Annotated in this window: 15 protein-coding genes and 1 pseudogene; 6 read left to right on the top strand and 10 right to left on the bottom strand. The window is 75.7% G+C overall.

Features of this window, described 5'->3' with window-relative positions:
- Positions 1 to 105 precede the first annotated feature (105 nt).
- From IF83_RS0102045 to IF83_RS29725, 4 genes and pseudogenes are all read right to left on the bottom strand, one after another.
- Positions 106 to 1,170, bottom strand: a pseudogene (locus tag IF83_RS0102045) (glycosyltransferase family 2 protein); the annotation flags it as partial.
- Complete coding sequence (locus IF83_RS0102040; protein WP_030542251.1) at positions 1,167 to 2,027, bottom strand: glycosyltransferase family 2 protein; 861 nt, start codon at positions 2,025 to 2,027, stop codon at positions 1,167 to 1,169. The gene IF83_RS0102040 and the pseudogene IF83_RS0102045, both read right to left, overlap by 4 nt.
- A 375-nt stretch (positions 2,028 to 2,402) precedes the next feature.
- Complete coding sequence (locus IF83_RS0102035; protein ID WP_030542250.1) at positions 2,403 to 3,524, bottom strand: GNAT family N-acetyltransferase; 1,122 nt, start codon at positions 3,522 to 3,524, stop codon at positions 2,403 to 2,405.
- Position 3,525: 1 nt separating this feature from the next.
- Entirely contained in the window at positions 3,526 to 3,924 is a 399-nt protein-coding gene (locus IF83_RS29725; protein ID WP_037678156.1) for a hypothetical protein, read from the bottom strand.
- Between the two features lie 353 nt (positions 3,925 to 4,277).
- On the opposite strand from IF83_RS29725, the gene IF83_RS0102025 reads away from it, so the two are divergent.
- Both IF83_RS0102025 and IF83_RS0102015 read left to right on the top strand, forming a co-directional pair.
- Positions 4,278 to 5,081 carry an SGNH/GDSL hydrolase family protein gene (locus IF83_RS0102025; protein WP_030542248.1) on the top strand — a complete coding sequence of 268 codons (804 nt, stop codon included), beginning with the start codon at positions 4,278 to 4,280 and terminating at the stop codon, positions 5,079 to 5,081.
- 367 nt (positions 5,082 to 5,448) lie between these two features.
- Positions 5,449 to 5,721, top strand: coding sequence for a hypothetical protein (locus tag IF83_RS0102015; RefSeq protein ID WP_030542247.1), 273 nt, complete (start codon positions 5,449 to 5,451; stop codon positions 5,719 to 5,721).
- A 79-nt stretch (positions 5,722 to 5,800) separates the two neighbouring features.
- Here IF83_RS0102015 and IF83_RS0102010 read toward each other — a convergent pair whose 3' ends face one another.
- The 4 genes from IF83_RS0102010 to hmgA form a co-directional block, all read right to left on the bottom strand.
- Positions 5,801 to 7,066 (bottom strand): CaiB/BaiF CoA transferase family protein, encoded by a 1,266-nt coding sequence (locus IF83_RS0102010; protein ID WP_051722353.1) that lies wholly within the window; start codon positions 7,064 to 7,066, stop codon positions 5,801 to 5,803.
- Positions 7,067 to 7,136: 70 nt separating this feature from the next.
- Positions 7,137 to 8,462: a type ISP restriction/modification enzyme gene (locus IF83_RS0102005; RefSeq protein ID WP_394297293.1), complete on the bottom strand. Its 1,326-nt coding sequence runs from the start codon at positions 8,460 to 8,462 to the stop codon at positions 7,137 to 7,139.
- 602 nt (positions 8,463 to 9,064) lie between these two features.
- Positions 9,065 to 9,811, bottom strand: a complete 747-nt coding sequence (locus IF83_RS0101995; RefSeq protein ID WP_030542243.1) for a GntR family transcriptional regulator — start codon at positions 9,809 to 9,811, stop codon at positions 9,065 to 9,067.
- A 469-nt stretch (positions 9,812 to 10,280) separates the two neighbouring features.
- On the bottom strand, positions 10,281 to 11,624 hold the full coding sequence (gene hmgA / locus IF83_RS0101990) for a homogentisate 1,2-dioxygenase (RefSeq protein WP_030542242.1): 1,344 nt from the start codon (positions 11,622 to 11,624) through the stop codon (positions 10,281 to 10,283).
- 348 nt (positions 11,625 to 11,972) lie between these two features.
- Here hmgA and IF83_RS0101985 point away from each other — a divergent pair, with 348 nt between their 5' ends.
- The 3 genes from IF83_RS0101985 to IF83_RS0101975 all read left to right on the top strand — a co-directional run bounded on the left by IF83_RS0101985 (position 11,973) and on the right by IF83_RS0101975 (position 17,355).
- Positions 11,973 to 14,198, top strand: coding sequence for a molybdopterin oxidoreductase family protein (locus IF83_RS0101985; protein ID WP_030542241.1), 2,226 nt, complete (start codon positions 11,973 to 11,975; stop codon positions 14,196 to 14,198).
- Between the two features lie 351 nt (positions 14,199 to 14,549).
- A complete protein-coding gene (locus tag IF83_RS0101980; RefSeq protein ID WP_030542240.1) occupies positions 14,550 to 15,968 on the top strand; it encodes an aldehyde dehydrogenase family protein in 1,419 nt (472 codons plus the stop codon).
- 307 nt (positions 15,969 to 16,275) lie between these two features.
- Positions 16,276 to 17,355 carry a Zn-dependent alcohol dehydrogenase gene (locus tag IF83_RS0101975; RefSeq protein WP_030542239.1) on the top strand — a complete coding sequence of 360 codons (1,080 nt, stop codon included), beginning with the start codon at positions 16,276 to 16,278 and terminating at the stop codon, positions 17,353 to 17,355.
- 189 nt (positions 17,356 to 17,544) lie between these two features.
- Here the strand turns inward: IF83_RS0101975 and IF83_RS0101970 are convergent, their stop codons facing one another.
- On the bottom strand, positions 17,545 to 18,288 hold the full coding sequence (locus tag IF83_RS0101970) for a VIT1/CCC1 transporter family protein (protein WP_051722352.1): 744 nt from the start codon (positions 18,286 to 18,288) through the stop codon (positions 17,545 to 17,547).
- Positions 18,289 to 18,487: 199 nt separating this feature from the next.
- On the opposite strand from IF83_RS0101970, the gene IF83_RS0101965 reads away from it, so the two are divergent.
- Entirely contained in the window at positions 18,488 to 18,766 is a 279-nt protein-coding gene (locus tag IF83_RS0101965) for a metal-sensitive transcriptional regulator (protein WP_030542237.1), read from the top strand.
- Positions 18,767 to 19,013: 247 nt separating this feature from the next.
- On the opposite strand, the gene IF83_RS0101955 is transcribed toward IF83_RS0101965, so the two are convergent.
- Positions 19,014 to 20,420 carry an MBL fold metallo-hydrolase gene (locus IF83_RS0101955; RefSeq protein ID WP_030542236.1) on the bottom strand — a complete coding sequence of 469 codons (1,407 nt, stop codon included), beginning with the start codon at positions 20,418 to 20,420 and terminating at the stop codon, positions 19,014 to 19,016.
- Positions 20,421 to 20,532 lie beyond the last annotated feature (112 nt).

The following is a 20,532-nucleotide window of genomic DNA, read 5'->3' as shown; positions in this document are numbered from 1 at the left end:
TGCCCGTTCGAGAGGGGTGCCGTTCGCCGCCCCGGCGCCGCCGGCCGGCTCGTCCCGTCCGCACCCCGTTCCGTGCCCCGAGCCGTGCCCCGAGCCGTTCAGCGAGCCGGGGCCGGGGCCGCCGGTTCCGGCGGGAACCGGTCCGGCCGCCGCGGCCCCCGCCGCTCCGCCCGCCGGCTGCCGGGGCAGTACGCGGCGCCGGACGGTGCCCACCGCGTAGCCGCAGGCGGCGGCGGCCAGGCCGGCGGCGATGGCGCCCGCCCGGCCCGCTCCGCCGGGCCGGCCCAGCAGGGCGTCCCGCAGCCCCCGCGCGAGGCCCGCGGGCAGGACCCGGGTGGCGTACCGGCGCTCCGTCTCCAGCCCGGCGCGGGCCCCCACGCTCCGGGTCACCTGGGCCTTCGAGAGGCCCTCGGCGTAGGCGCGGCCGCGGAAGTAGCCGAACTCCTCCCGGGCGGCCGGCACCTTGTGGTGGATCACCGCGCGGTCCTCCAGGAGCAGTACGGCGTCCGGCCGGGCCGCCGAGAGGCGGATGCAGAGCTCCGTCTCCTCGCAGCCCAGCGGCCGGGCGTCGCCGTCCCGCCCGATCCCGGTGGTGAAGCCCCCCGCCAGTTCGAACGCCTCACGGCGGAAGGAGGCGTTGCCGCCGAGGACGTTGCGCACCCGGGCCCGGCCGGGCGGCAGCCCGCGGTAGTAGCAGCCCACCACCCAGTCGAACTCCTCGGGGAACCAGGCGGGCCGGCGGCCGGACGCCCAGACGGGCAGTGTCCGGCCGCCGACCGCGAGCACGGCCGGATCGGCGTACGGGTCGGTCAGCCGGCGCAGCCAGTCCGGTTCGGCGACCGCGTCGTCGTCGAGGAAGGCCAGGATGTCGCCGCCGGCGGCGGCGATCCCGGTGTTGCGGCCGGCGGAGAGGCCGCGGGGGCCCGCGTTGGCGAGCACCCGCACCTCCCCGGTGTCCGCGTAGCGTTCGGTGAGCCGCCGCAGCAGTTCCGGATTGTGGTCGACCACCAGCAGCGTCTCGAGCGCCGGCCGGGACTGGCCGCGCACGGAGTCGACGGCCGCCAGGATGTCCGCCCAGCGGTCCTCGGTGTAGACGCAGATCACGACGGAGACCCGGAGCTCCCCGGTGTCCCGGGGGCCGCCGCCGTCCCGGGGCTTGTCGGTCCTCAACGGGCCTCCCTCCGGCCGGCCCGCATCGCGACCACGGCGGGATGGCGGCGGGACCGCCGGGAGGCGCGCTCGCCGAGGATCACCTTGAGCACCCGCAGCCCGTCCCGGACGGCGCGCAGATTGCTGTCGCCGTGGATGCGGTGGTACTCGTGGCTCGGGATCTCCTGGACTCTCAGCCCGGCCTTGACGACTCTGATGTTCATCAGGGTCTCCACCTCGAAGCCCGCGCAGTCGAGGTTGATCTCGTCCAGGCAGTGCTTCCAGAAGGCGTTGTAGCCGTAGCACAGATCGGTGTAGCGGGCCCCGAACTTGGCGTTGACGAGCGCGGTCAGCACCCGGTTGCCGAGCTTGCGGATGCCCGTCATGTCGTCCGTGCCGCCGCCGTTGGCGAACCGCGAGCCCTTGGCGAAGTCGGCGCCGGCCACCAGCGCGGAGACGTAGGCGACGATCTCGGTGCCGTCCGCCGAGCCGTCGGCGTCGACCATCACGATGATCTCGCCGGTGCAGGCGGCGAAACCGGTGATGAGGGCGTCGCCCTTGCCCTTGCCCCGCTGGGCGACCACTTTGACGTCGGGCCGGAGTTCACGGGCCACCCGTACGGTGTCATCGGTGGAATTGCCGTCGACCAGAACCACTTCGTGAATCCAGCCCGGCAGGGTCTTGAAAACGTACGGAAGGTTACCGGCTTCGTTCATCGCCGGAATGACGACGCTCACCGGCGGGGTGATCGCGAGATGACAGGAGACCGGGCGGTACCGGTCCGTTGTCCGGTCGTGGTGGTCCGGGTTGTCGCCGGCCGGTGACGGCGGACCTAATGGGTCTTCATCCGACCGGGCCGGGCGCAGAAATGAGCTCATTCGACTTTCCCTCTCGTCCGGTGGGCCGCCCGCCCCGCGGGGGCCCGGTGGTGTGTCCGGTTCGAAAGGGGGGTTCTCCCGCACGCGGCGGGACGGCACGGACCGCCCCAGGGCATGCGTGAGCTGTGTGACTACCACCGTGCGCGGCCCGTGCTCCGGCGGACTCCTGCGCCGCCGACACGGCACCCCCCTACCGCGCCCCGCTCCGGCGTCATCGCGGTTCCGGGCCCTCCCCTGAGCCGTTTACCGATGAACCGATGCGGGTGGTTGATAAGACCGTATGGACAATCGGGACCGCATGGCAAGTCCCCTAAGGCTCCCACCCCCTTCTCTGTTTTTTTGATCGTTCTTCCGCGCGGACCCGGGAAATTCCGGTCAGGAATCACGCGGATGTGATCGCCGGGCGCGGGAGCGGAATCTGCCGAACTCTCTGAGAATCCGATCGGTCGGCTTGAACAGTTCGGGTCGCGCGAGCACGGTATTGCGGAGCGCGCGCACCGGCGCACGCCGGGCGCGATGGCCCAGGGCCACCGGGTGGGGCCGGGTCACCCAGCCCTCGGAGACGGTGATCTCACCGGTCTTCAGCTCGTCCTTGTAGCGCTTCGCGCCCCGTCCGAGATCGATCAGCTCCAGTCCCTGGGCCGCCGAGCCCTCGGCCATCCGCAGATGGAGCACGAGCCCGGGTGAGAAGGCCCCGTACTCCGGGTCGTAGGCCGGGAACCAGCTGCTGAGCACGCGGCCGGTGCGCGGGCCGAAGTGCGCGGCCACCGGCCGCCCGCCCGCGTAGAGCACCGACAGCTGACCGCGGAAGCCGTCGGTGCGGGTGTGGAAGAGCTGGTCGACCAGCTCGGTGATCCAGGGCTGGGCGAACCGGTCGCTGCGCCCGGTCCTGCGGTACTGGGCGGACTTCCAGCGCATCAGGGTGCGCAGCGCCGCCGGATCCCGTTCGTCGTGGACGTAGGACACCTCGCCGGCCCGGCGGCCGAGCCGGCGCTCCTTGGCCAGGGTGGACTTGAGGAAACCGGGGGACGTGGCGCGCAGCCGGGCGAGGTACGCCTCGTAGCCCCGCCCCACCTCGATGACGGGGGACGGGAAGGAGGCGCCGACGCCGTCCGCGAACGGCTCCTGTCCCTCGACCAGATGGTCGAACTCCCAGACGGCCAGCCCGCAGGCGCGCAGCAGTTCCCGCGCGTCCCAGCGGAATCCCGGGCGGTGCACGACGCCCTGGCAGTCCGACACCCCGAGGCCCACGGCGCGGCCGACTCCGGCGGCGGTCCGCTGGAAGGGGAAGAAGGCCGCCGGGGCACCGCCCTCGCGCAGCACGGCGATCCGGGTGTCGCGCCGGGCGCGGCCCACGGCGAGCGCGAACTCCGGTGAGAGGAAGGGGTTGGCCAGCCCCGGCCGGCCGGCCGGCGGGCGGGACCGCGCCTGGAAGGCCGTCCACGCCGCCCGGTCGGCGGCCGTCAGCTCGCCGGGGCGGCAGACGCTGATGTCCACGTCAGAGGATCCGGCTTCTCGCCGCGGCGTGCTCCCGGTGGCGTCGCAGAGCGGCGTACAGGAGGAGGGCGGCGCTGACACCGGCGATCACGGTGATCCCGCCGCGCACCGTCCAGAGCCGCAGGGCCAGCATGCCCTGGGCGACCAGGACGTCGACGGCGATGGCCCCGGACACCGCGATCACCCAGCGGCTCAGCGGGTCGGTGCCGGTCAGCACGGCGGCGATGGCGGCCGCCGGAGCGGCGAGCAGGAAGAAGAGGGTGAACGGGGCGCGCAGCGGCGACTCCGAGCCGGTGAGGGCGAGCGCCGCTCCCAGCCCCGCGACCCCTGCGGCCGCCCCGGCCAGCAGCGGCCGGGCGGTCTCCCGTACGGACCGTTCGCGGTCACTCAGTGTCTGCATTGGCGACTTTGCCCCCCGACGCGCCGGATGCCGGGCTTCAATGTGGCGCAACCGGCGCAAGCCCGTCAAGGCGGAACGATCCTCGCGGGTCTGCTGGGACTGCTGACCGGAAAGTCATGATAGATCCCTTCACGCCGTCAGATCCCGGCCGACGGGGAAACTTTCACCCCCGGCACGCGCGTAGACCGGATGTTTCGGGGGGATGTCATATCCATGCCACGCAGGTTCGCCCCCACGGCCGGTTGCATTGTCTGAATTGACGTGACCCCGTCAAAAAGACTTGGCATGGCCACGACAGTTCAGCGCCACCGACTGCCCTGAATACCCCACAGATCCTGCTCCCCGGAGGTCCCGTGAGACTCTTCCGCCGTGCGGCCACCCTGTCCGCACTCCTTCTCTCCGCCGCACTGACCCTGACCGGCGCCGGCGCCGCCCACGCCGGCGAACAGGCCGCCACCGGATATGTCGCCCTGGGCGACTCGTACGCCTCCGGCCTCGGGGCCGGCAGCTACGACAGCGCGAGCGGCGACTGCAAGCGCAGCAGCAAGGCCTTCGGGCCCCTGTGGGCCGCCGCCAACAACCCCTCGTCGTTCCACTTCACCGCCTGCTCGGGCGCCAAGACCGGTGATGTGCTGAACAACCAGCTCGGCCCGCTCAGTTCGTCGACCGGCCTCGTCAGCATCAGCATCGGCGGCAACGACGCCGGCTTCGCCGATGTGATGACCACCTGCGTCCTGAGCTCCCAGAGCACCTGCCTCGACCGGGTCGCGGAGGCACGCGCCTACATGAACAACACGCTCCCCGGCAAGCTGGACCAGGTGTACTCCGCGATCAGGGCCAAGGCCCCCTCGGCCCGCGTCGTCGTGCTCGGCTACCCGCGTCTCTACAAGCTCAACGGCAGCTGCATCGCCGGGCTGAGCGAGACGGAGCGCTCGGCGCTCAACGCCGCGTCCGACAACCTCAACGACGTGACCGCCAAGCGGGCCGCCGACCACGGCTACGCCTTCGGCGACGTCCGGCCCACCTTCGCCGGGCACGAGATCTGCTCGGGGAGCTCCTGGATCCACAGCGTGACCTTCCCCATCAACCACTCCTACCACCCCACCGCCTCCGGGCAGTCGGGCGGCTACCTGCCGGTGCTCCGCTCGCTCGCCTGACGGGCCGGCGGATCACCTGACCCCCGCCCGCCGGCGGGACCCCGCTCGGGAGGGTCCCGCCGGCGGGCGCCGTCCGGTACGGACGTGCCGGGGCCCTCCGGGGCATGCCGGGCGCGCCGGGTGCACCGGGGCGCGGGCGGCGGCGCGCCACCGCGGCCACGCCCGCCGCCGTGCCGCGACACGCCGGGCGCGCACCGTCCGCCGCACACCGCGGCGGAGTGCCGCGGCGCAGGGCGGGTAGCCATCGGGATACGTCAACCGCCTTACCGGGCAGCCGAGTCAGGGATACGCGGATGCGCGGGTGACGTGCCGGGGCGGTAGGGTTAACCTGCCCGGGCCGGGTGCCCTCGTTTGGGTGGGGAGAGTCATGGAACAGATAACAATGCGGAGCAGGCCCCGAGTGCCTGCCATCAACTGCGGGAGCAGCGCGAGCAGTTCGCGTCTCGACCGCCATCTCGCCGTGCTGGCCGGCCCCGCCGTGCCGCAGCGGGAGACGGAGGAGGCCACCCTGCTGATGCGGGAACTCACGGCGCGCGACGCGCGGCACGCCACGTCGAGCCGGGGCGCGCGGGTGTCGCGGGTCTCGCTCTTCGCGCCGCTGCGGCGGCTCAAGCGGTCCCTCTTCGGCAACCACGGCTAGCCCCGCCGCCCCCGCCCACGCCCAGACCCCCGGTCCGTACCGCATCCGGCCCCGCCCGCGGACCCGACGGCCCGGGGGCTCAGCGGATCACGCCCTCCCGGCGCAGCGCCGTGATCCGCTCCTCCGGCAGCCCGAGCGCGCCCAGCAGCGTGTCGGTGTGCTCGCCGAGTGCCGGCACCGGACCCAGCCGCGGCGGCTCCCCGCCGGGCAGCCCGATCGGTGGCAGCAGCGTCCGCAGCGCGCCCACCGGTGACTCCACCTCGCGCCACCGGTCCCGGGCGGCCAGCTGCGGATGCCCGGCCAGCTCGGCCACCCCGTTGAGCCGGGCGCAGGCGATGCCCGCCCCCTCCAGCCGCGCCACCGCCTCCTCCGCCGTGAGCGCGGCGAGCGCCTCCGCGACCACCGCGTCGGTCCGGGCGCGGTTCCCCGTACGGGCCACATTCGTCGCGTACGCCGGGTCGTCCGCCAACTCCGGCCGCCCGAGCACCTGTTCAGCGAGCCGGCGCCATTCCCGGTCGTTCTGGACCGACAGCAGCACCGGCGTGCCGTCCGCGGTCGGATAGGCGTCGTACGGGGCGATGACGGCGTGTGCCAGACCGGTGCGGGCCGGCGGCGGGCCGCCGTGCATCCCGTGGTGCAGCGGATGCCCCATCCACTCGGCCAGCGCGTCGAACATCGACACCTCCACCGGTCCGCCCCGTCCCGTGGTGCCGCGCCGCAGCAGGGCCGCGAGCACGCCGGAGAAGGCGTACATCGCGGCGGCGATGTCGGCCGCCGGAATCCCCGCCTTGACCGGCTGCTCCGGGGTGCCGGTGACCGAGACCAGGCCCGCCTCGCACTGGACGAGCATGTCGTAGGCGCGCTTGTGCGCGTACGGGCCGCCGGGGCCGTAGCCGGAGATGTCCACGGCCACCAGCCGGGGGTGGCGCGCGCACAGCGCCGCCGCGTCCAGGCCCAGCCGGGCGGCGGCGCCCTGGGCCAGGTTCTGCACGAAGACGTCCGCGTCCCGGACCAGCTCCTCCAGCAGCTCCCGGCCGCGCGGGTCCTTGAGGTCCAGGGCCAGGGACTCCTTGCCGCGGTTGGCCCAGACGAAGTGCGAGGCCAGGCCGCGGGCCGCGGTGTCGTAGCCGCGGGCGAAGTCGCCGCCGTCGGGCCGCTCCACCTTGATGACGCGGGCCCCGAGATCGGCCAGCTGCCGGGTCGCGAACGGCGCGGAGACAGCCTGCTCGACGGCGACGACGGTGATGCCGTCCAGGGGCAGCGGCTGCGGCCGCGGTGGCGTCGGCTGCGGCGGGGGCAGCGGTGCCGTCGGCTGCGGCGCGGGGCGGTCCGGGGCGTTGTCCATGCTCACAGGTCCTACCCCGCGCCACGCCCTCCGCGCCAGAGGCAGTGATCTTGCTCACCACCGGCCGGCTCTAGAGCAGGGCGAACTGCCCGTTCGGGCCCTCCTCGGGGCGGTCCAGTACGGAGGCGGGGCGGCGGGCGGACGCGGGCGCCGGCAGGACGCCGCCGCGGCGCAGCTCCGCGGCGGTGAGGCGCGGGCCGGCGGCGAGCCGCTCCGCCAGCCGGCTCCGCTCCGGGCGGAGTTCGCCGAGCAGGGCCAGCACGGTGACCAGTTCGAGCAGTTCGGAGGTCAGGGCCGGCGGCCAGCCCGCAGGGCGGACCGCGCCCAGGGTGCCCGGTTCCGCTGAGGCCGTGCGCCGTTCGTACCACTGGGCGAGCACGGGGACGCCCGAGGCCTCGAACCGCCAGGCGGCCGGCGGCACCGGCGCGATCCGGCCCTCCCCGAGCAGCAGGGCCTCCTCCTCCGCGTCGTACACCGGTTCGCCGGGCAGGGCGTGCGGACCGGCGGGGAGCGCGGCGCGGACGTAGGGGCGCCGGCCGCCCGGGAGCTTCGGGCGGGCGTCCGGTGTCTCCCCGCAGCGCGCGCCGAAGGTGTGCAGCCAGAGGATTCTGCGGCCCAGGGCGACACCGTCCCGCCAGACCTCCGCCGACAGCGGCAGCGGCACGGAGCGGCCCTCGCCCCGGGGCCGGGCCGCGGCCGCCGTCCAGGCCAGCACGTCCACCGCGTCCACCGGGACGCCGAGCCGCTCCGTGAGCAGCTCCGTCAGCCCCGGCGCGAGGTTGGGCTCCCGGCCGCCGGGGCGGCGGAACAGCGGCCGGATGCGGCCGGGCCGGCCCGCCGGGGAACGGCCCTCGGGGAGCAGCGCGGAGAAGACCAGCGGCTCCTCCTCCGGGACGTCCGCGCCGCCGGGGCCGCCCGGGCCGCCGGCGCGGGCGGAGGCGGGGGAGCGGGGTGCGGCGCCCGGCTCGACCACGAACAGCTGGTGCTCGTCGGCGACCCGCCACAGCTCCGGCCGGGCCGCGTCCAGCAGGCGCTGGTCCGGGATCAGCCACTGCCGGTCGAAGGGCGCGTGCAGGATCCGCACCGGCTCCGGGCAGGGTCCGGTCTCCTCCGCGAGAGGGCCGGTGCCGCCGCCGTGGCCGGGCAGCTGGGGGAGGGCGGCGTGGAGCCCGCGGGCCCGGGAGGGCCGGAACAGCCGCTCCCGCTCGGCCCGGTCCTCGCTGCGCAACAGGCGGTCCCAGCGCGCGGTGAGCGTGCCGGGGTCGGGGGCCAGCGCCCAGGAACGCCCGGTGCGCAGGGGCGGGACCGACCAGGGCATGAGGTCGGCGAGCAGCGGGTTGTCCCCGGGAGAGGGGCCGGGCACGGCCGCCGCGGAAACCGCCTGTCGCGCCGTCACGCGGCCCCCCTCCCGTACGGTTCCCGTCGCCCCGCCGTGCCCTCGGCGGTCCCCGCCGCACCTCCGGCGGGGACCGGTTCGGTGCTCCGCGTGCTGTCCGGGACGCCGTGCGGCCCGGTGGCAGCGGGAGAGCCGTCCGGCCCGGGGCCGGCGATGCCTTGTGGCTCGGAGCGCGGTCCGGCGGCGGGCGCGGAAATGCGCTGCGGTGCGCCGGACACGGTGCGGGCGGAGCCGGTGCGGTGGCCGGCCGGGGAGGCCGTGGTGTCCCTTCGCGTGGTCACGCAGCCGCCCTCCCGTGCGGTTCCCGTCGCCCCCGCCGAGCCCGTGGCGGAAGCCCTTTCCGGGGCCGGGGCCTCCGGTCCGTACCCGGCTGTTCCGGGGCCGCGCCCCGTCGCCTCGCGGAGTACGGGGACCGCTGCCGGCCCGTCGCCGGGGCCGGGACCGCGGGGCCCGCCCGGTCGGCCATCGTAGTCGCGACCGCCGACATCATGGGGTCCAGGGGCGTCCGGGCCCGGCCGGGGAAGCCCCCGCGCCGGGCGGCCGGGCGGCATCCCGCTGTTCGGGCTCTTCCGCTCGGACGGGCAGGCGTGAACGCCCTCCGCTCAGGCCTCCACCGTCACCGTGAAGGAGAACCGGTCGCCCCGGTAGCGGATCCGGGCCACGTCCACGGCGCGGCCGGTCTCGTCGTACACCACACCGGTGTAGTGCAGGATCGGGCTGAGCAGCGGCACGTCCAGCAGCTTCGCCGTCTCCGGGTCCGCGAGCCGCGCCTCGACGGTGTCCGTGATCCTGCTGATCCGCACGCCCGCCCCGTCGCGCAGCACCTTGGTCATGGGCTGCCGCGCCAGGTCCGCCGGGTCGATGCGCTCCGCGATCTCCGGACGCACCGCGTTCTCCGCCCAGTTGGTGGGTTCGCCGGTCTTCTCGTCGCGGCGCAGCCGGCGGAACTCAACGACCTCCTCCAGGTCCGGGAAGTGCTCCGCCACCTCCGCCGGTACCGGCACTGGGCCGTGGCCCAGGAGCGTGGCGGTCTCGCCGGACTGCTGGGCGACGATGCTGTCCACCGAGCCGAGCAGCTGTACGGGCGCGCCGCGCCGGGCCGCGGGCTCGATGAACGTGCCCCGCCGGCGGTGCCGGCTGATCAGGCCTTCGTTCTCCAGCTCCTTCAGCGCCTGCCGCATGGTGAGCACGCTGACGCCGTAGTGCTCGGCGAGCCGGTCCTCCGGCGGCAGCCGCAGGGGCGCGGTGGGATGGCGGCCCAGTATGGAGGCGCGCAGTGACTGCGAGACCTGGTACCACAGGGGCAGCTTGCGGTTCAGGACCAGGGAGTCGGGCGAGAAGACGGTCACGGCTGCGGCTCCGGCGGGGTCTGCGGGACGGTCGTGCGGGACTGCGGGACTGCGGGACTGCGGGACTGCGGGACTGCGGGACTGCGGGACTGCGGGACTGCGGGACTGCGGGACTGCGGGACTGCGGGACTGCGGGGCGGTCGCGCTGGTGTGCGGGCGGTCGTGCGGGACGGCGGCGCCGTGGGACACAGGTGTACCGCACCGCGGCGCCGCGGTGGCCGGCGGTCCGGTCCGCGGCGGTCCGTTCCGGTCCGGTCCAGGCCGAAGGGCCGACGGGCCGACGGGCCCACGGGCGTACGGCGGTCCGGCGCGGGAGCCGGGGCCCGGCCCCGCGGGACACGGCCGGGCCGGGCCCCGTGCCGTGTCCCGCCGCCCGGGGCCGGCCCCGCGCCGTCCCGTACCGCAGGTCCGGCCCGCCGTCCCGTGCCGCAGGCCCGGCCCGCCGTCCCGTGCCGCAGGCCCGGCCGTCTCAGCGTCCGAAGTGCCGTTCCAGTCCGTCCCACACCCGGTCGTAGCCGCTCTGCAGATGGCCCGCGCCGAGGGCCTGCGCGGTCGCCGTCACCGGCCAGCGGGTTTCGAACATGAAGGCGAGGCCGTCGTCCACCTTCTGCGGTGTCAGCTCGGCCGCGCTCGCGTTCTCGAAGGTCTCCCGGTCGGGTCCGTGCGCGGACATCATGTTGTGCAGCGAGCCGCCGCCGGGCACGAAGCCGCCCGGCCCGGAGGTCTTGGCGTCGTAGGCGCCCTCGATCAGCCCCATGTACTCGCTCATCACATTCCGGTGGAAGTACGGCGGCCGGAAGGTGTCCTCGCCGACCAGCCAGCGCGGCGCGAAGACCACGAAGTCGATGCCCGCCAGGCCCGGGGTGTCGGACAGGGAGGTCAGCACGGTGAAGATCGACGGGTCGGGGTGGTCGTAGCTGATGCTGCCCAGGACGTTGAAGCGGCGCAGGTCGTAGACGTAGGGGGTCAGGGTGCCGTGCCAGGCGACGACGTCGAGCGGTGAGTGGCCGTACTCCGCGGCCCAGAGGTTGCCGCAGAACTTGTTGACGACCTCCACCCGCTCCTCGCGGTCCTCGAACGCCGCGGTGGGCGCCAGGAAGTCGCGCGGGTTCGCCAGCCCGTTGGCGCCGATCGGGCCCAGCTCGGGGAGGGTGAAGGGGCGCCCGTAGTTCTCGCAGACGTAGCCGCGCGCGGTGCCGCCGGTCAGCTCCACCCGGAAACGGACGCCGCGCGGGATCAGCGCCACGTGGCCGGGCTCGGCCCGCAGCCGGCCGAACTCGGTGTGCAGCAGCAGCCCGCCGCGTTCGGGGACGATCAGCAGCTCGCCGTCGGAGTCGGAGAACACCCGGTCGGTCATGGAGGTGTTGGCGGCGTAGAGGTGGATGGCCATGCCGGCGCGCTGCCGGACGTCGCCGTTGCCGCCGAGGGTCCACAGGCCGGCCACGAAGTCCGTGCCCGGGGCCGGGTCCGGCAGCGGGTCCCAGCGCAGCCGGTTGGGGTCGGGCTCGGTCCCGGCGAACGGGGCCGCGCGCAGTGCGCCGTTGTCCGTCCGGGCGAAGGGCGGGTGGGCCGCCGAGGGGCGGATGCGGTACAGCCAGGAGCGGCGGTTGTCGTGGCGCGGCTCGGTGAAGGCGCTGCCGCTCAGCTGCTCCGCGTAGAGGCCGAGCGGGGCGCGCTGCGGGGAGTTGCGGCCCACGGGCAGCGCGCCGGGCACCGCCTCCGAGCTGTGCTCGTTGCCGAATCCGGAGGAGTACGCCGGTGCCGCCGGCTCCTCGCCGGGGCCCCCGGCCCGCTCCGTGTGCGTCCCGCTCATGTCCGCTCCCGTCGTCCCGCTGTCCGCGTCCCGCCATTCCTGTGCTGAACCATAGGAATGGTGGTGCGGGCCCGTCAATGACCCGTGGGGCGCGGCGGGGCGGGTCGCTGGACGGGCCCGGACGCGGCCCGGACACGGGCTGGGCGTGCGGGGGGCACGGGTGCGTCGGCCGGGCGTGCGGCCGGTGTGCGGAGAGCGTGGTGCCGGCCGGGGCGGGCCGGACGTGCGGGGGCGTGGTCGGGCGCGCGAGGGTGCGGGCGCCGGGCCGGGCGCCCCGACCGCCCCGGCCCGCCGCCCGGCCCCCGCCTCCGGCACCGCCGGCCGCCCCATCCCCGACGGAGGGAACCGATGAGCCGCACCGCTCCGCGTATCTGCCCGCTCTGCGAGGCCACCTGCGGCCTCGTCCTCACCCTGGACGGCGACCGGGTCACCGCCGCCCGCGGGGACCGCGACGACGTGTTCAGCGCCGGCTTCGTCTGCCCCAAGGGCGCGGCCTTCGGCGGCCTGGACAACGACCCGGACCGGCTCGCCGAGCCCCTCGTGCGCCGCGAGGGGGGCCTGGCGGAGGCCGGCTGGGACGAGGCGTTCGACGAGGCCGCCGCCCGGCTGCGGCCGGTGATCGACGCCCACGGCCCGGACGCCGTGGCCGTCGTCCTCGGCAACCCCAACGTCCACACCATGGCGGGCGGGCTCTACCCGCCGCTGCTGATCGGGGCACTCCGCACCCGCAACGTCTACACCGCCAGCACGGTGGACCAGATGCCGAAGCACGTCTCCAGCGGGCTGATGTTCGGCGACGCCGCGGCCATCCCCGTCCCGGACCTCGACCACACCGCCCATCTGCTGCTGGTCGGCGCCAACCCCCTGGAGTCGAACGGGAGTCTGTGCACCGCCCCGGACTTCCCCGGCCGGCTCAAGGCGCTGCGGCGGCGCGGCGGCACCCTCACCGTCGTCGACCCGCGCCGTACCCGCACGGCCGCGCTCGCCGACCGTCATCTCGCGCCCCGGCCCGGCACGGACGCGGCGCTGCTCGCCGCGCTCGTCCAGGTGCTCTTCGCCGAGGGGCTCACCGACCTCGGGCGGCTCGCGGAGCACACCGAGGGCGTGGCGGAAGTCCGAGCCCTCACCGCGGAGTTCACCCCGGAGGCGGTGGCGGCCCACTGCGATCTGCCCGCCGAGGAGATCCGGGCCACCGCCCGCGAGCTGGCCGCCGCGCCCACCGCGGCCGTGTACGCCCGGGTCGGCGGCTCCACCGTCGAGTTCGGCACCCTGACCAACTGGCTGGCCGATGTGCTGAACACGCTCACCGGCAATCTCGACCGGCCCGGCGGCGCGATGTTCCCGCTCTCCGCCACGGCCCGCGCCCCCCGTCCCGCCGGTCCGGGCAAGGGCTTCGCCCTCGGCCGCTGGCGCAGCCGCGTCTCCGGGCACCCGGAGGCCAAGGGCGAACTGCCGCTCGCCGCCCTCGCCGAGGAGATCGAGACCCCGGGGGAGGGGCGGGTCCGCGCCGTCGTCCTCGTCGCGGCCAACCCGGTGCTCTCGGCCCCCGACGGGGAGCGCCTGGACCGGGCGCTGGCCACGGCCGACTGCGTCATATCCGTCGACCCGTATCTCAACGAGACCTCCCGGCACGCCCACGTCGTGCTGCCGCCGCCCCCGCCCTCCCGCGCCCCGCACTACGACTTCGCCTTCAACGCGCTGGCCGTGCGCAACCAGGTCCGCTACACCCGGGAGGCGCTGCCCCTCGCCCCCGGGCGGCCGGACGAGTCCGCGATCCTCGCCCGGCTCGTGCTCATCGCCGCCGGTCTGCACGGCGCGGACCCGGCCGAGGTGGACCGCACGGCCGTCGGGGGCGCGCTCGCCAAGGCCGTCGCCGATCCGCACGGGCCGGTGCACGGCCGCGAACCGGCGGAGCTGGAGGCGGAGCTCACCGGGCGCACCGGGCCCGAACGGCGGCTGGACCTGATGCTGCGGCTCGGCCCGTACGGCGACGGCTTCGGCGCCCGCCCGGACGGCCTCTCCCTGGCCAAGCTCCTCGAACACCCGCACGGCATCGACCTCGGGCCGCTGCGGCCCCGCGTCCCCGGGCTGCTGCGCACCCGCAGCGGCCGGATCGAGCTCTGCCCGGAACCCGTCGCGGCCGACATGCCCCGGCTGCGCCGCTCCCTGGACACGGCGACCGGCGAACTGCTGCTCGTCGGCCGCCGCCATCTCCGCTCGAACAACAGCTGGATGCACAACGTGCCCGCGCTGACCGGCGGCAGCAACCGCTGCACCCTCCAGATCCACCCCGCGGACGCGGACCGGCTGGGCCTGGCCGACGGGGCCACGGCCCGCGTGAAGGGCGAGGGCGGCGAGCTGGAGGTGCCAGTCGAGGTGACGGACGCGGTGCGCACCGGGGTGGTCAGCATCCCGCACGGCTGGGGCCACGACCGCTCCGGCACCCGGCTCTCCGTGGCCTCCGCCGCGCCCGGCGTGAACGTCAACCAGCTCCTGGACGGCAGCCGCCTCGACCCGCTCTCGGGCACGGCGGTGCTCAACGGCTTCCCCGTCCGGGTGGAGGCCGCGGGCTGAGCCCCGCGGGAGGCCGGTGTCCGGCGCGCCTCCGGCGGCACGGGCCGGGCGGCGCCGGCCGGCGGAGGCGGGGAGCTTCCCCGCCGGTCCTCCGGCGCGCGGACCGGTCCGCCGGTTGGGGGGCGCCCCGGTTCCGTTCCGCGTGTCCGGTCCGGGAGACTCCGGCTCCGTACCCCTCGTCCGCATCGGCGGGCCCGGCCGTGGGTAGGGGGCCGGGCCGGGTCCGGGAGCCGGGCGCGCGGGGAGGACGTGAGCCGTGGCACGTCCGCCCGTTCTGGCGCCGGAAAACTAACAGCGCTAGTTTGGTTCCCCGGATCACATACCGAGCAGTCTGTCCTGGAGGTCAAGGCGATGAAGGCCCACGACGGGATGTACATCGACGGCGACTGGCGGCCCGCCGCCGGGCGGGACACCATCGCCGTGGTCAACCCGGCCGACGAGTCGGTGATCGGCACCGTCCCGGCCGGCAGCGCGGAGGACGTGGACGCGGCCGTGCGCGCCGCCCGCGCGGCCCTCCCCGGCTGGGCCGCCACCCCGCCCGCCGAGCGCGCCGCGCACCTCAAGGCGCTGCACGCCGCGCTCGACGCGCGCCGCGAGGAGATCGCGGAGACCGTCACCGCCGAGCTCGGCTCCCCGCTGAAGTTCTCCCGGGCCGTGCACGCGGCGGTGCCGGTCGCGGTCGCGGGGAGCTACGCGGAGCTGGCCGCCACGCACCCCTTCGAGGAGAAGGTGGGCACCTCCACCGTCCTCTCCGAGCCGGTCGGCGTCGTCGGCGCGATCACGCCGTGGAACTACCCGCTGCACCAGATCGTCGCCAAGGCCGCCCCGGCCTTCGCCGCCGGCTGCACGGTCGTCCTCAAGCCCGCCGAGGACACCCCGCTCGTGGCCCGGCTCTTCGCGGAGATCGTGCACGAGGCGGGGCTGCCCGCCGGGGTGTTCAACCTCGTCACCGGCCTCGGTCCGGTCGCCGGGCAGGCCCTGGCGGAGCATCCCGGGGTCGACATGCTGTCCTTCACCGGCTCCACCGGCGTTGGCAAGCAGATCGCCGCCGCGGCCGCCGCGGCCGTCAAGCCGGTCGCCCTGGAGCTCGGCGGCAAGTCCGCGAACGTCATCCTGCCGGACGCCGACCTGGCCCGCGCCGTCAACGTCGGCGTCGCCAACGTCTTCGCCAACTCCGGCCAGACGTGCAGCGCCTGGACCCGGATGCTCGTGGACGCCGCCCGCTACGAGGAGGCCGTCGCCCTGGCCGCCGCGGCCGCCGCGAAGTACGTCCCCGGCGACCCGCTGGACCCCGCGAGCCGGCTCGGCCCCGTCGTCAGCGCCAAGCAGCGCGACCGCGTCACCGGTTACATCGAGCGCGGCGTCGAGGAGGGCGCCCGCCTGGTCGCCGGCGGCCCCGGGGCCCCCGAGGGCCGGGAGACCGGCTACTACATCCGGCCCACCGTCTTCGCCGACGTCACCCCGGAGATGACCATCGCGCAGGAGGAGATCTTCGGCCCCGTGCTGTCGATCCTGCGGTACGAGGACGAGGAGGAGGCCGTGGCGATCGCGAACGGCACCGTCTACGGCCTCGCCGGAGCCGTCTGGTCCGCCGACACCGAGCGGGCGGCGGCGTTCGCCCGGCGCCTGGAGACCGGGCAGGTCGACATCAACGGCGGCCGCTTCAACCCGCTCGCGCCCTTCGGCGGTTACAAGCAGTCGGGCGTGGGCCGCGAGCTGGGCCGCCACGGACTGGACGAGTACCTGCAGACCAAGTCGCTCCAGTTCTGACCGCCGCGCGGGCGGTACGGGTACGGCACGCCGCCGCGCCCGTACCGCGCCGCTCACCGGCACCGCACCTCCCGCACCGGCGGAAACCGGCCGCCCCGCGCCGCGGCCCGGTACCGCCGGAGAGCCGGCGGCACCGGCCGGGCCGGGGCCGGGGGCCGGAAAGCCCGAGATCCGGACCCCCCCGGGAGCTCCGGCCCCAGCACCCCCGCCGGCCCGAAACCCGGAAAGCCCGCACCCGAGAAGCCCCGGAAAGCCCCAGTCCGAGACCGAACAGTCCGCGCAGACCGAGAGACCGAGAAGAGCCGCCATGACCCGCGCCGTCGTGCTGCCCGCCGTCAACGCACCCCTGGAGATCACGGAGATCGAGCTGCCCGACCCCGGCCCCGGCCAGGTGCGGATCCGGATCGCCGCCGCCGGGGTCTGCCATTCCGATCTGTCCCTCTCCAACGGCACCCTGCGCCAGCCCGTCCCCGCCGTCCTCGGCCACGAGGGCGCGGGCACCGTGACCGCCGTCGGCGAGGGGGTCACCACCGTCGCCCCCGGCGACCCGGTGGTCGTCAACTGGGCTCCTTCCTGCGGCAGTTGCCACTACTGCGGCCTCGGGGAGCCCTGGCTCTGCGCCAACGCCCTGGCCGGCGCCGCCGTGCCGTACGCCCGCCGCACGGACGGCACCCCGCTCCACCCGGGCCTCAACAGCGCCGTCTTCGCCGAGGAGACCGTCGTCTCCGAGCGCTGTGTGCTGCCGCTGCCCGAGGGCGTCCCCCTGGCGGACGCCGCCCTCCTCGGCTGCGCCGTGCTCACCGGCTACGGAGCCGTGCACCACGCCGCGCGGGTGCGGGCTGGGGAGTCGGTCGCCGTCTTCGGCGTCGGCGGCGTAGGGCTCTCGGTGATCCAGGCGGCCCGGATCGCCGGGGCCGGGGAGATCATCGCCGTGGACGTCTCCCCGGAGAAGGAGGAACTCGCCCGGAAGGCCGGCGCCACCGACTACCTGGTCGCCGCCGACGACACGGCCAAGCGGATACGGAAGCTCACCGGCGGGCACGGCGCGGACGTCGCCGTCGAGTGCGTCGGCCGGGCGCAGACGATCCGCACCGCCTGGTCCTCGACCCGGCGCGGCGGCCGCACCACGGTCGTCGGCATCGGCCGCAAGGACGACCAGGTCTCCTTCTCGGCCCTGGAGATCTTCCACTTCGGCCGCACCCTCTCGGGCTGCGTCTACGGCAACTGCGACCCGGCCCGGGACCTGCCGGTGCTGGCGGGCCTCATCCGCGAGGGCAGCCTCGACCTCAGCGGCATGGTCACCGACCGCATCGGCCTCGACGGGGTGCCGGCCGCGTTCGACGCCATGCTGGCCGGCCGGGGCGGCCGCGCTCTGGTCGTGTTCTGACCGGGCTTCTTCTCCGGCGTGGCGCACGCTCCCCGGACAGGTGCCCCTCGGGGCCCGGAGCCGCCGGAACCCCGGCCCTGCCCGGCCGGGCTCTCCCGCCCGTCCCGTCCGGCTTCCGGAACCCCGCCGGGCCGGGGCCGCGCCGGCACCGTCCGCGCGGGTGCGGTTCCGCCGCGCGGACCCGCGGTCTCACCCCACCGCGGTGCCCATCAGCATCCCGATGGCATGGGTGACGGCCATCGCCGTGAAGCCGCCGGCGATATTGCGGACGACCGCGATCCCCCGCGGCGCCCCGCCCAGCGCCGCGCTGGCCCAGCCGGTCGCGGCCAGCGCGAGCAGCACCGTGCCGACCGTGACCCACAGCCGGACGGAGGCCGGTGGCAGCACGATGGCCAGCAGCGGCAGCAGCGCGCCCACCGAGAAGGCGGCGAGGCTGGCCCAGGCGGCGTGCCAGGGGTTGGCCAGCTCTTCGGGGTCCAGGCCCAGCTCAGCCTCCGCGTGGGCGGCGAGGGCGTCGTGCCGGGTGAGTTCCTCGGCGACCTCGCGGGCGAGCCGGGGGGAGAGGCCCTTCGCCTCGTAGAGTCCGGTGAGTTCGGCCAGCTCGGCCGCCGGTGTCTCGGCCAGCTCCCGGCGCTCGGTGGCCAGGGTGGCGCGTTCGGAGTCGCGCTGGGTGCTCACGGAGACGTACTCCCCGACGGCCATCGACAGGGAGCCCGCGAAGAGCCCGGCGAGACCCGCCACGAGCAGGGTGTCCGCCGCGTCGGTGGCCCCCGCGACGCCGACCACGAGGCCTGCCGTGGAGACGATGCCGTCGTTGGCGCCCAGTACGGCGGCGCGCAGCCAGTTGAGCCGTACGCCGAGGCCGGCCCGGTGCGGCTCGTCGTGCTCCGGTTCCTCCGCGTCCGGGGAGGGCGTGCCCAGTGGTCCGCTCATGGGACGCAGTATCGGAGAGCCGCCGCGGTGCGGCCACCGGGCCGCCCGGGGACAGCCCCGGTGGCGCCCCGGCCCGGGGGGAACCGCGTTCCGCGCCGGCGGCCGGTGCCGGTTCCGGCGCGACGCCGGCCCGGCCGTCCGGACACGGAACGCGGCCCATGGCGTAGAATACCCAAGGGGGTATCGAAAGGAGTAAGCCATGGAGCTGGAGATGGCGGCGGAGGACCTGAAGTCGGTCCTCAACCGGCTGCGGCGGGCCCAGGGCCAGCTGTCGGGGATCATCCGGATGCTGGAGGACGGCCGGGACTGCGAGGACGTCATCACGCAGCTCTCCGCCGTGTCCAAGGCGCTGGACCGGGCCGGCTTCGCGATCATCGCGACCGGGCTGCAGAGCTGCATGGCCGACGGCGCCGTCGACCCGGCGGACCGCGACGCGATGAAGCTCCGCCTGGAGAAGCTCTTCCTCTCCCTGGCCTGAGACCCTCCCGGCCGCCGGCCGGCTTCCGGGCCGGCCGCGTCACCGGACCGGGCCCCGGGCGGCACCGGGCGGCACCGCGAGGCGGGGCAGCCGGGACGGGGCGTCGCCCGGCCCGTCCGCGGAGCCCGCCGCACCCGGGCGCGGCGCGGCCCCGGCGTACCCGGGCAGCAGGCCGTTCCGCACGCCTGCGTCCGGTCCCGCCCACGGCGTTCCGGCCGCTGCCCGCCGCGGCCGGTTCCGGCCGTGGTCACTCCGCTTCCGGACGGACGACGCGCAGGCCGGCCTTACCGGCCGCGTCGAAGGCGTCGTCCACCGCCACCACCTCGCGGCCGGCCGCGTCCAGCATCGAGGCGGCGATCGCCGCGCGCATCCCGCTGGCGCAGTGCACCCACACCCGGCCCGGGGGCACCTCGCCGATGCGGCCGTGCAGTTCATGGATGGGGATGTGCGCCGAGCCCTCGACGTAGCCGTCGGCGCGTTCCGCGTCCCGGCGCACGTCCAGGACCACCACGTCCGCCTCGCCGCCCGCGCCGCCCGTGCTCCCCGCGCCGCTCCCGCGCGTCTCCGCCAGGCCCGCGAAGGTGTTCCGTTCGAAGGACCGCAGCCGTTCGCCGTCCCCGGCCCAGGAGCGCGGGTCGCCGGTGGCCGCGGCGGCCGGCCGGTCGATCCCGACCCGGGCCAGTTCCCGCTGTGCGCCGGCGAGCTGCTCCGGGCTCTCGGCGAGCAGGGTGACCGGCTTGCCCCACGGGATCAGCCACGCCAGATAGGTGGCGAGCTGCCCGTCCGCCTCGAAGTTGTACGACCCCGCCACGTGCCCGGCGGAGAAGGCCGTGCGGCTGCGCAGGTCCACCACCCACTCGCCGGCCGCCAGCCGCCGCGCGATCTCCCCGGCGTCCGCGGCCGCGGCGGGGGAGAGGTCCACCGGGGCCGGGCCGCGGGCGTTGAGCGGTCCGATGTGGGTGTAGTAGGCGGGGATGTCGTCCAGGCCGGCGAGCAGGCCGGCGACGAACGCGTCCACGTCCTTGCGGAGGACGTCGTTGCTCTCCCGCTCGGCGCCGATGGTGGTGCTGTCCCGCTCCGTCTGCGGCGAGGAGGAGCAGAAGCTGCCGAAGCCGTGGGTCGGCATCACCGGCACCTCGTCCCCGAGCTCCCGCGCCAGCCGCCGCGCCGAGGCGTGCTGGGCACGCGCCAGCTCCTCCGTCAGCCGCGGCTCCACGAGATCAGGCCGGCCCACGCTCCCGATGAGCAGCGAGCCGCCGGTGAAGGCGGCGGCCTCGCGGCCGTCCTCGGTCAGGACGTACGCGACGTGGTGCGGGGTGTGGCCGGGGGTCGCGACCACGCGCAGCGCCAGGCCCTCGTCCACCGGCAGGGTGTCCCCGTCGTGGACGGGCGTGTGCGGGAACGTCGCGGGCGCGTCGGCGGGCACCCCGTGACGGGCGCCGGTGATCCGGGCCAGCTCCGGCCCGCCGCTCACGTAGTCGTTGTGCACATGGGTCTCCACCACCCGGGCGATCCGCACACCGCGCCGTGCCGCCATGGCCACGACCCGGTCGATGTCCCGCGGCGGGTCGACCACCACGGCGGTCCGGGCCCCGCCGGCCAGATAGCCGCGGTTGCCCAGGCCCTCGGTCTCCACGATGTCCACGAAGTACACGGATGCCTCCTTCTCGGGTGCGCTCGCACGCGTACCCGGCGGCGGGCGTTTCAGCCACCGGCGGGCGGAGCCGGGGGTGCGGAGCCGGGGGTGCGGAGCCGTACCCGGGCGC

Origin of the sequence: Streptomyces albus subsp. albus (genome assembly GCF_000719865.1) — a bacterium.
Lineage (GTDB): Bacteria > Actinomycetota > Actinomycetes > Streptomycetales > Streptomycetaceae > Streptomyces > Streptomyces albus_E.
Note: the sequence above shows the minus strand (reverse complement) of the source record. Positions and strands in the feature narration are given on the sequence as shown.

Excerpts from the sequence above, each read along its gene's own strand:
- IF83_RS0101970 (WP_051722352.1), bottom strand. The coding sequence starts at position 18,288 with ATGAGCGGACCACTGGGCACGCCCTCCCCGGACGCGGAGGAACCGGAG.
- IF83_RS0101975 (WP_030542239.1), top strand. The coding sequence starts at position 16,276 with ATGACCCGCGCCGTCGTGCTGCCCGCCGTCAACGCACCCCTGGAGATC.
- IF83_RS0102010 (WP_051722353.1), bottom strand. The coding sequence starts at position 7,066 with ATGGACAACGCCCCGGACCGCCCCGCGCCGCAGCCGACGGCACCGCTG.
- IF83_RS0101980 (WP_030542240.1), top strand. The coding sequence starts at position 14,550 with ATGAAGGCCCACGACGGGATGTACATCGACGGCGACTGGCGGCCCGCC.
- IF83_RS0101965 (WP_030542237.1), top strand. The coding sequence starts at position 18,488 with ATGGAGCTGGAGATGGCGGCGGAGGACCTGAAGTCGGTCCTCAACCGG.
- IF83_RS0102015 (WP_030542247.1), top strand. The coding sequence starts at position 5,449 with ATGGAACAGATAACAATGCGGAGCAGGCCCCGAGTGCCTGCCATCAAC.
- hmgA (WP_030542242.1), bottom strand. The coding sequence starts at position 11,624 with ATGAGCGGGACGCACACGGAGCGGGCCGGGGGCCCCGGCGAGGAGCCG.
- IF83_RS29725 (WP_037678156.1), bottom strand. The coding sequence starts at position 3,924 with ATGCAGACACTGAGTGACCGCGAACGGTCCGTACGGGAGACCGCCCGG.
- IF83_RS0102040 (WP_030542251.1), bottom strand. The coding sequence starts at position 2,027 with ATGAGCTCATTTCTGCGCCCGGCCCGGTCGGATGAAGACCCATTAGGT.
- IF83_RS0101985 (WP_030542241.1), top strand. The coding sequence starts at position 11,973 with ATGAGCCGCACCGCTCCGCGTATCTGCCCGCTCTGCGAGGCCACCTGC.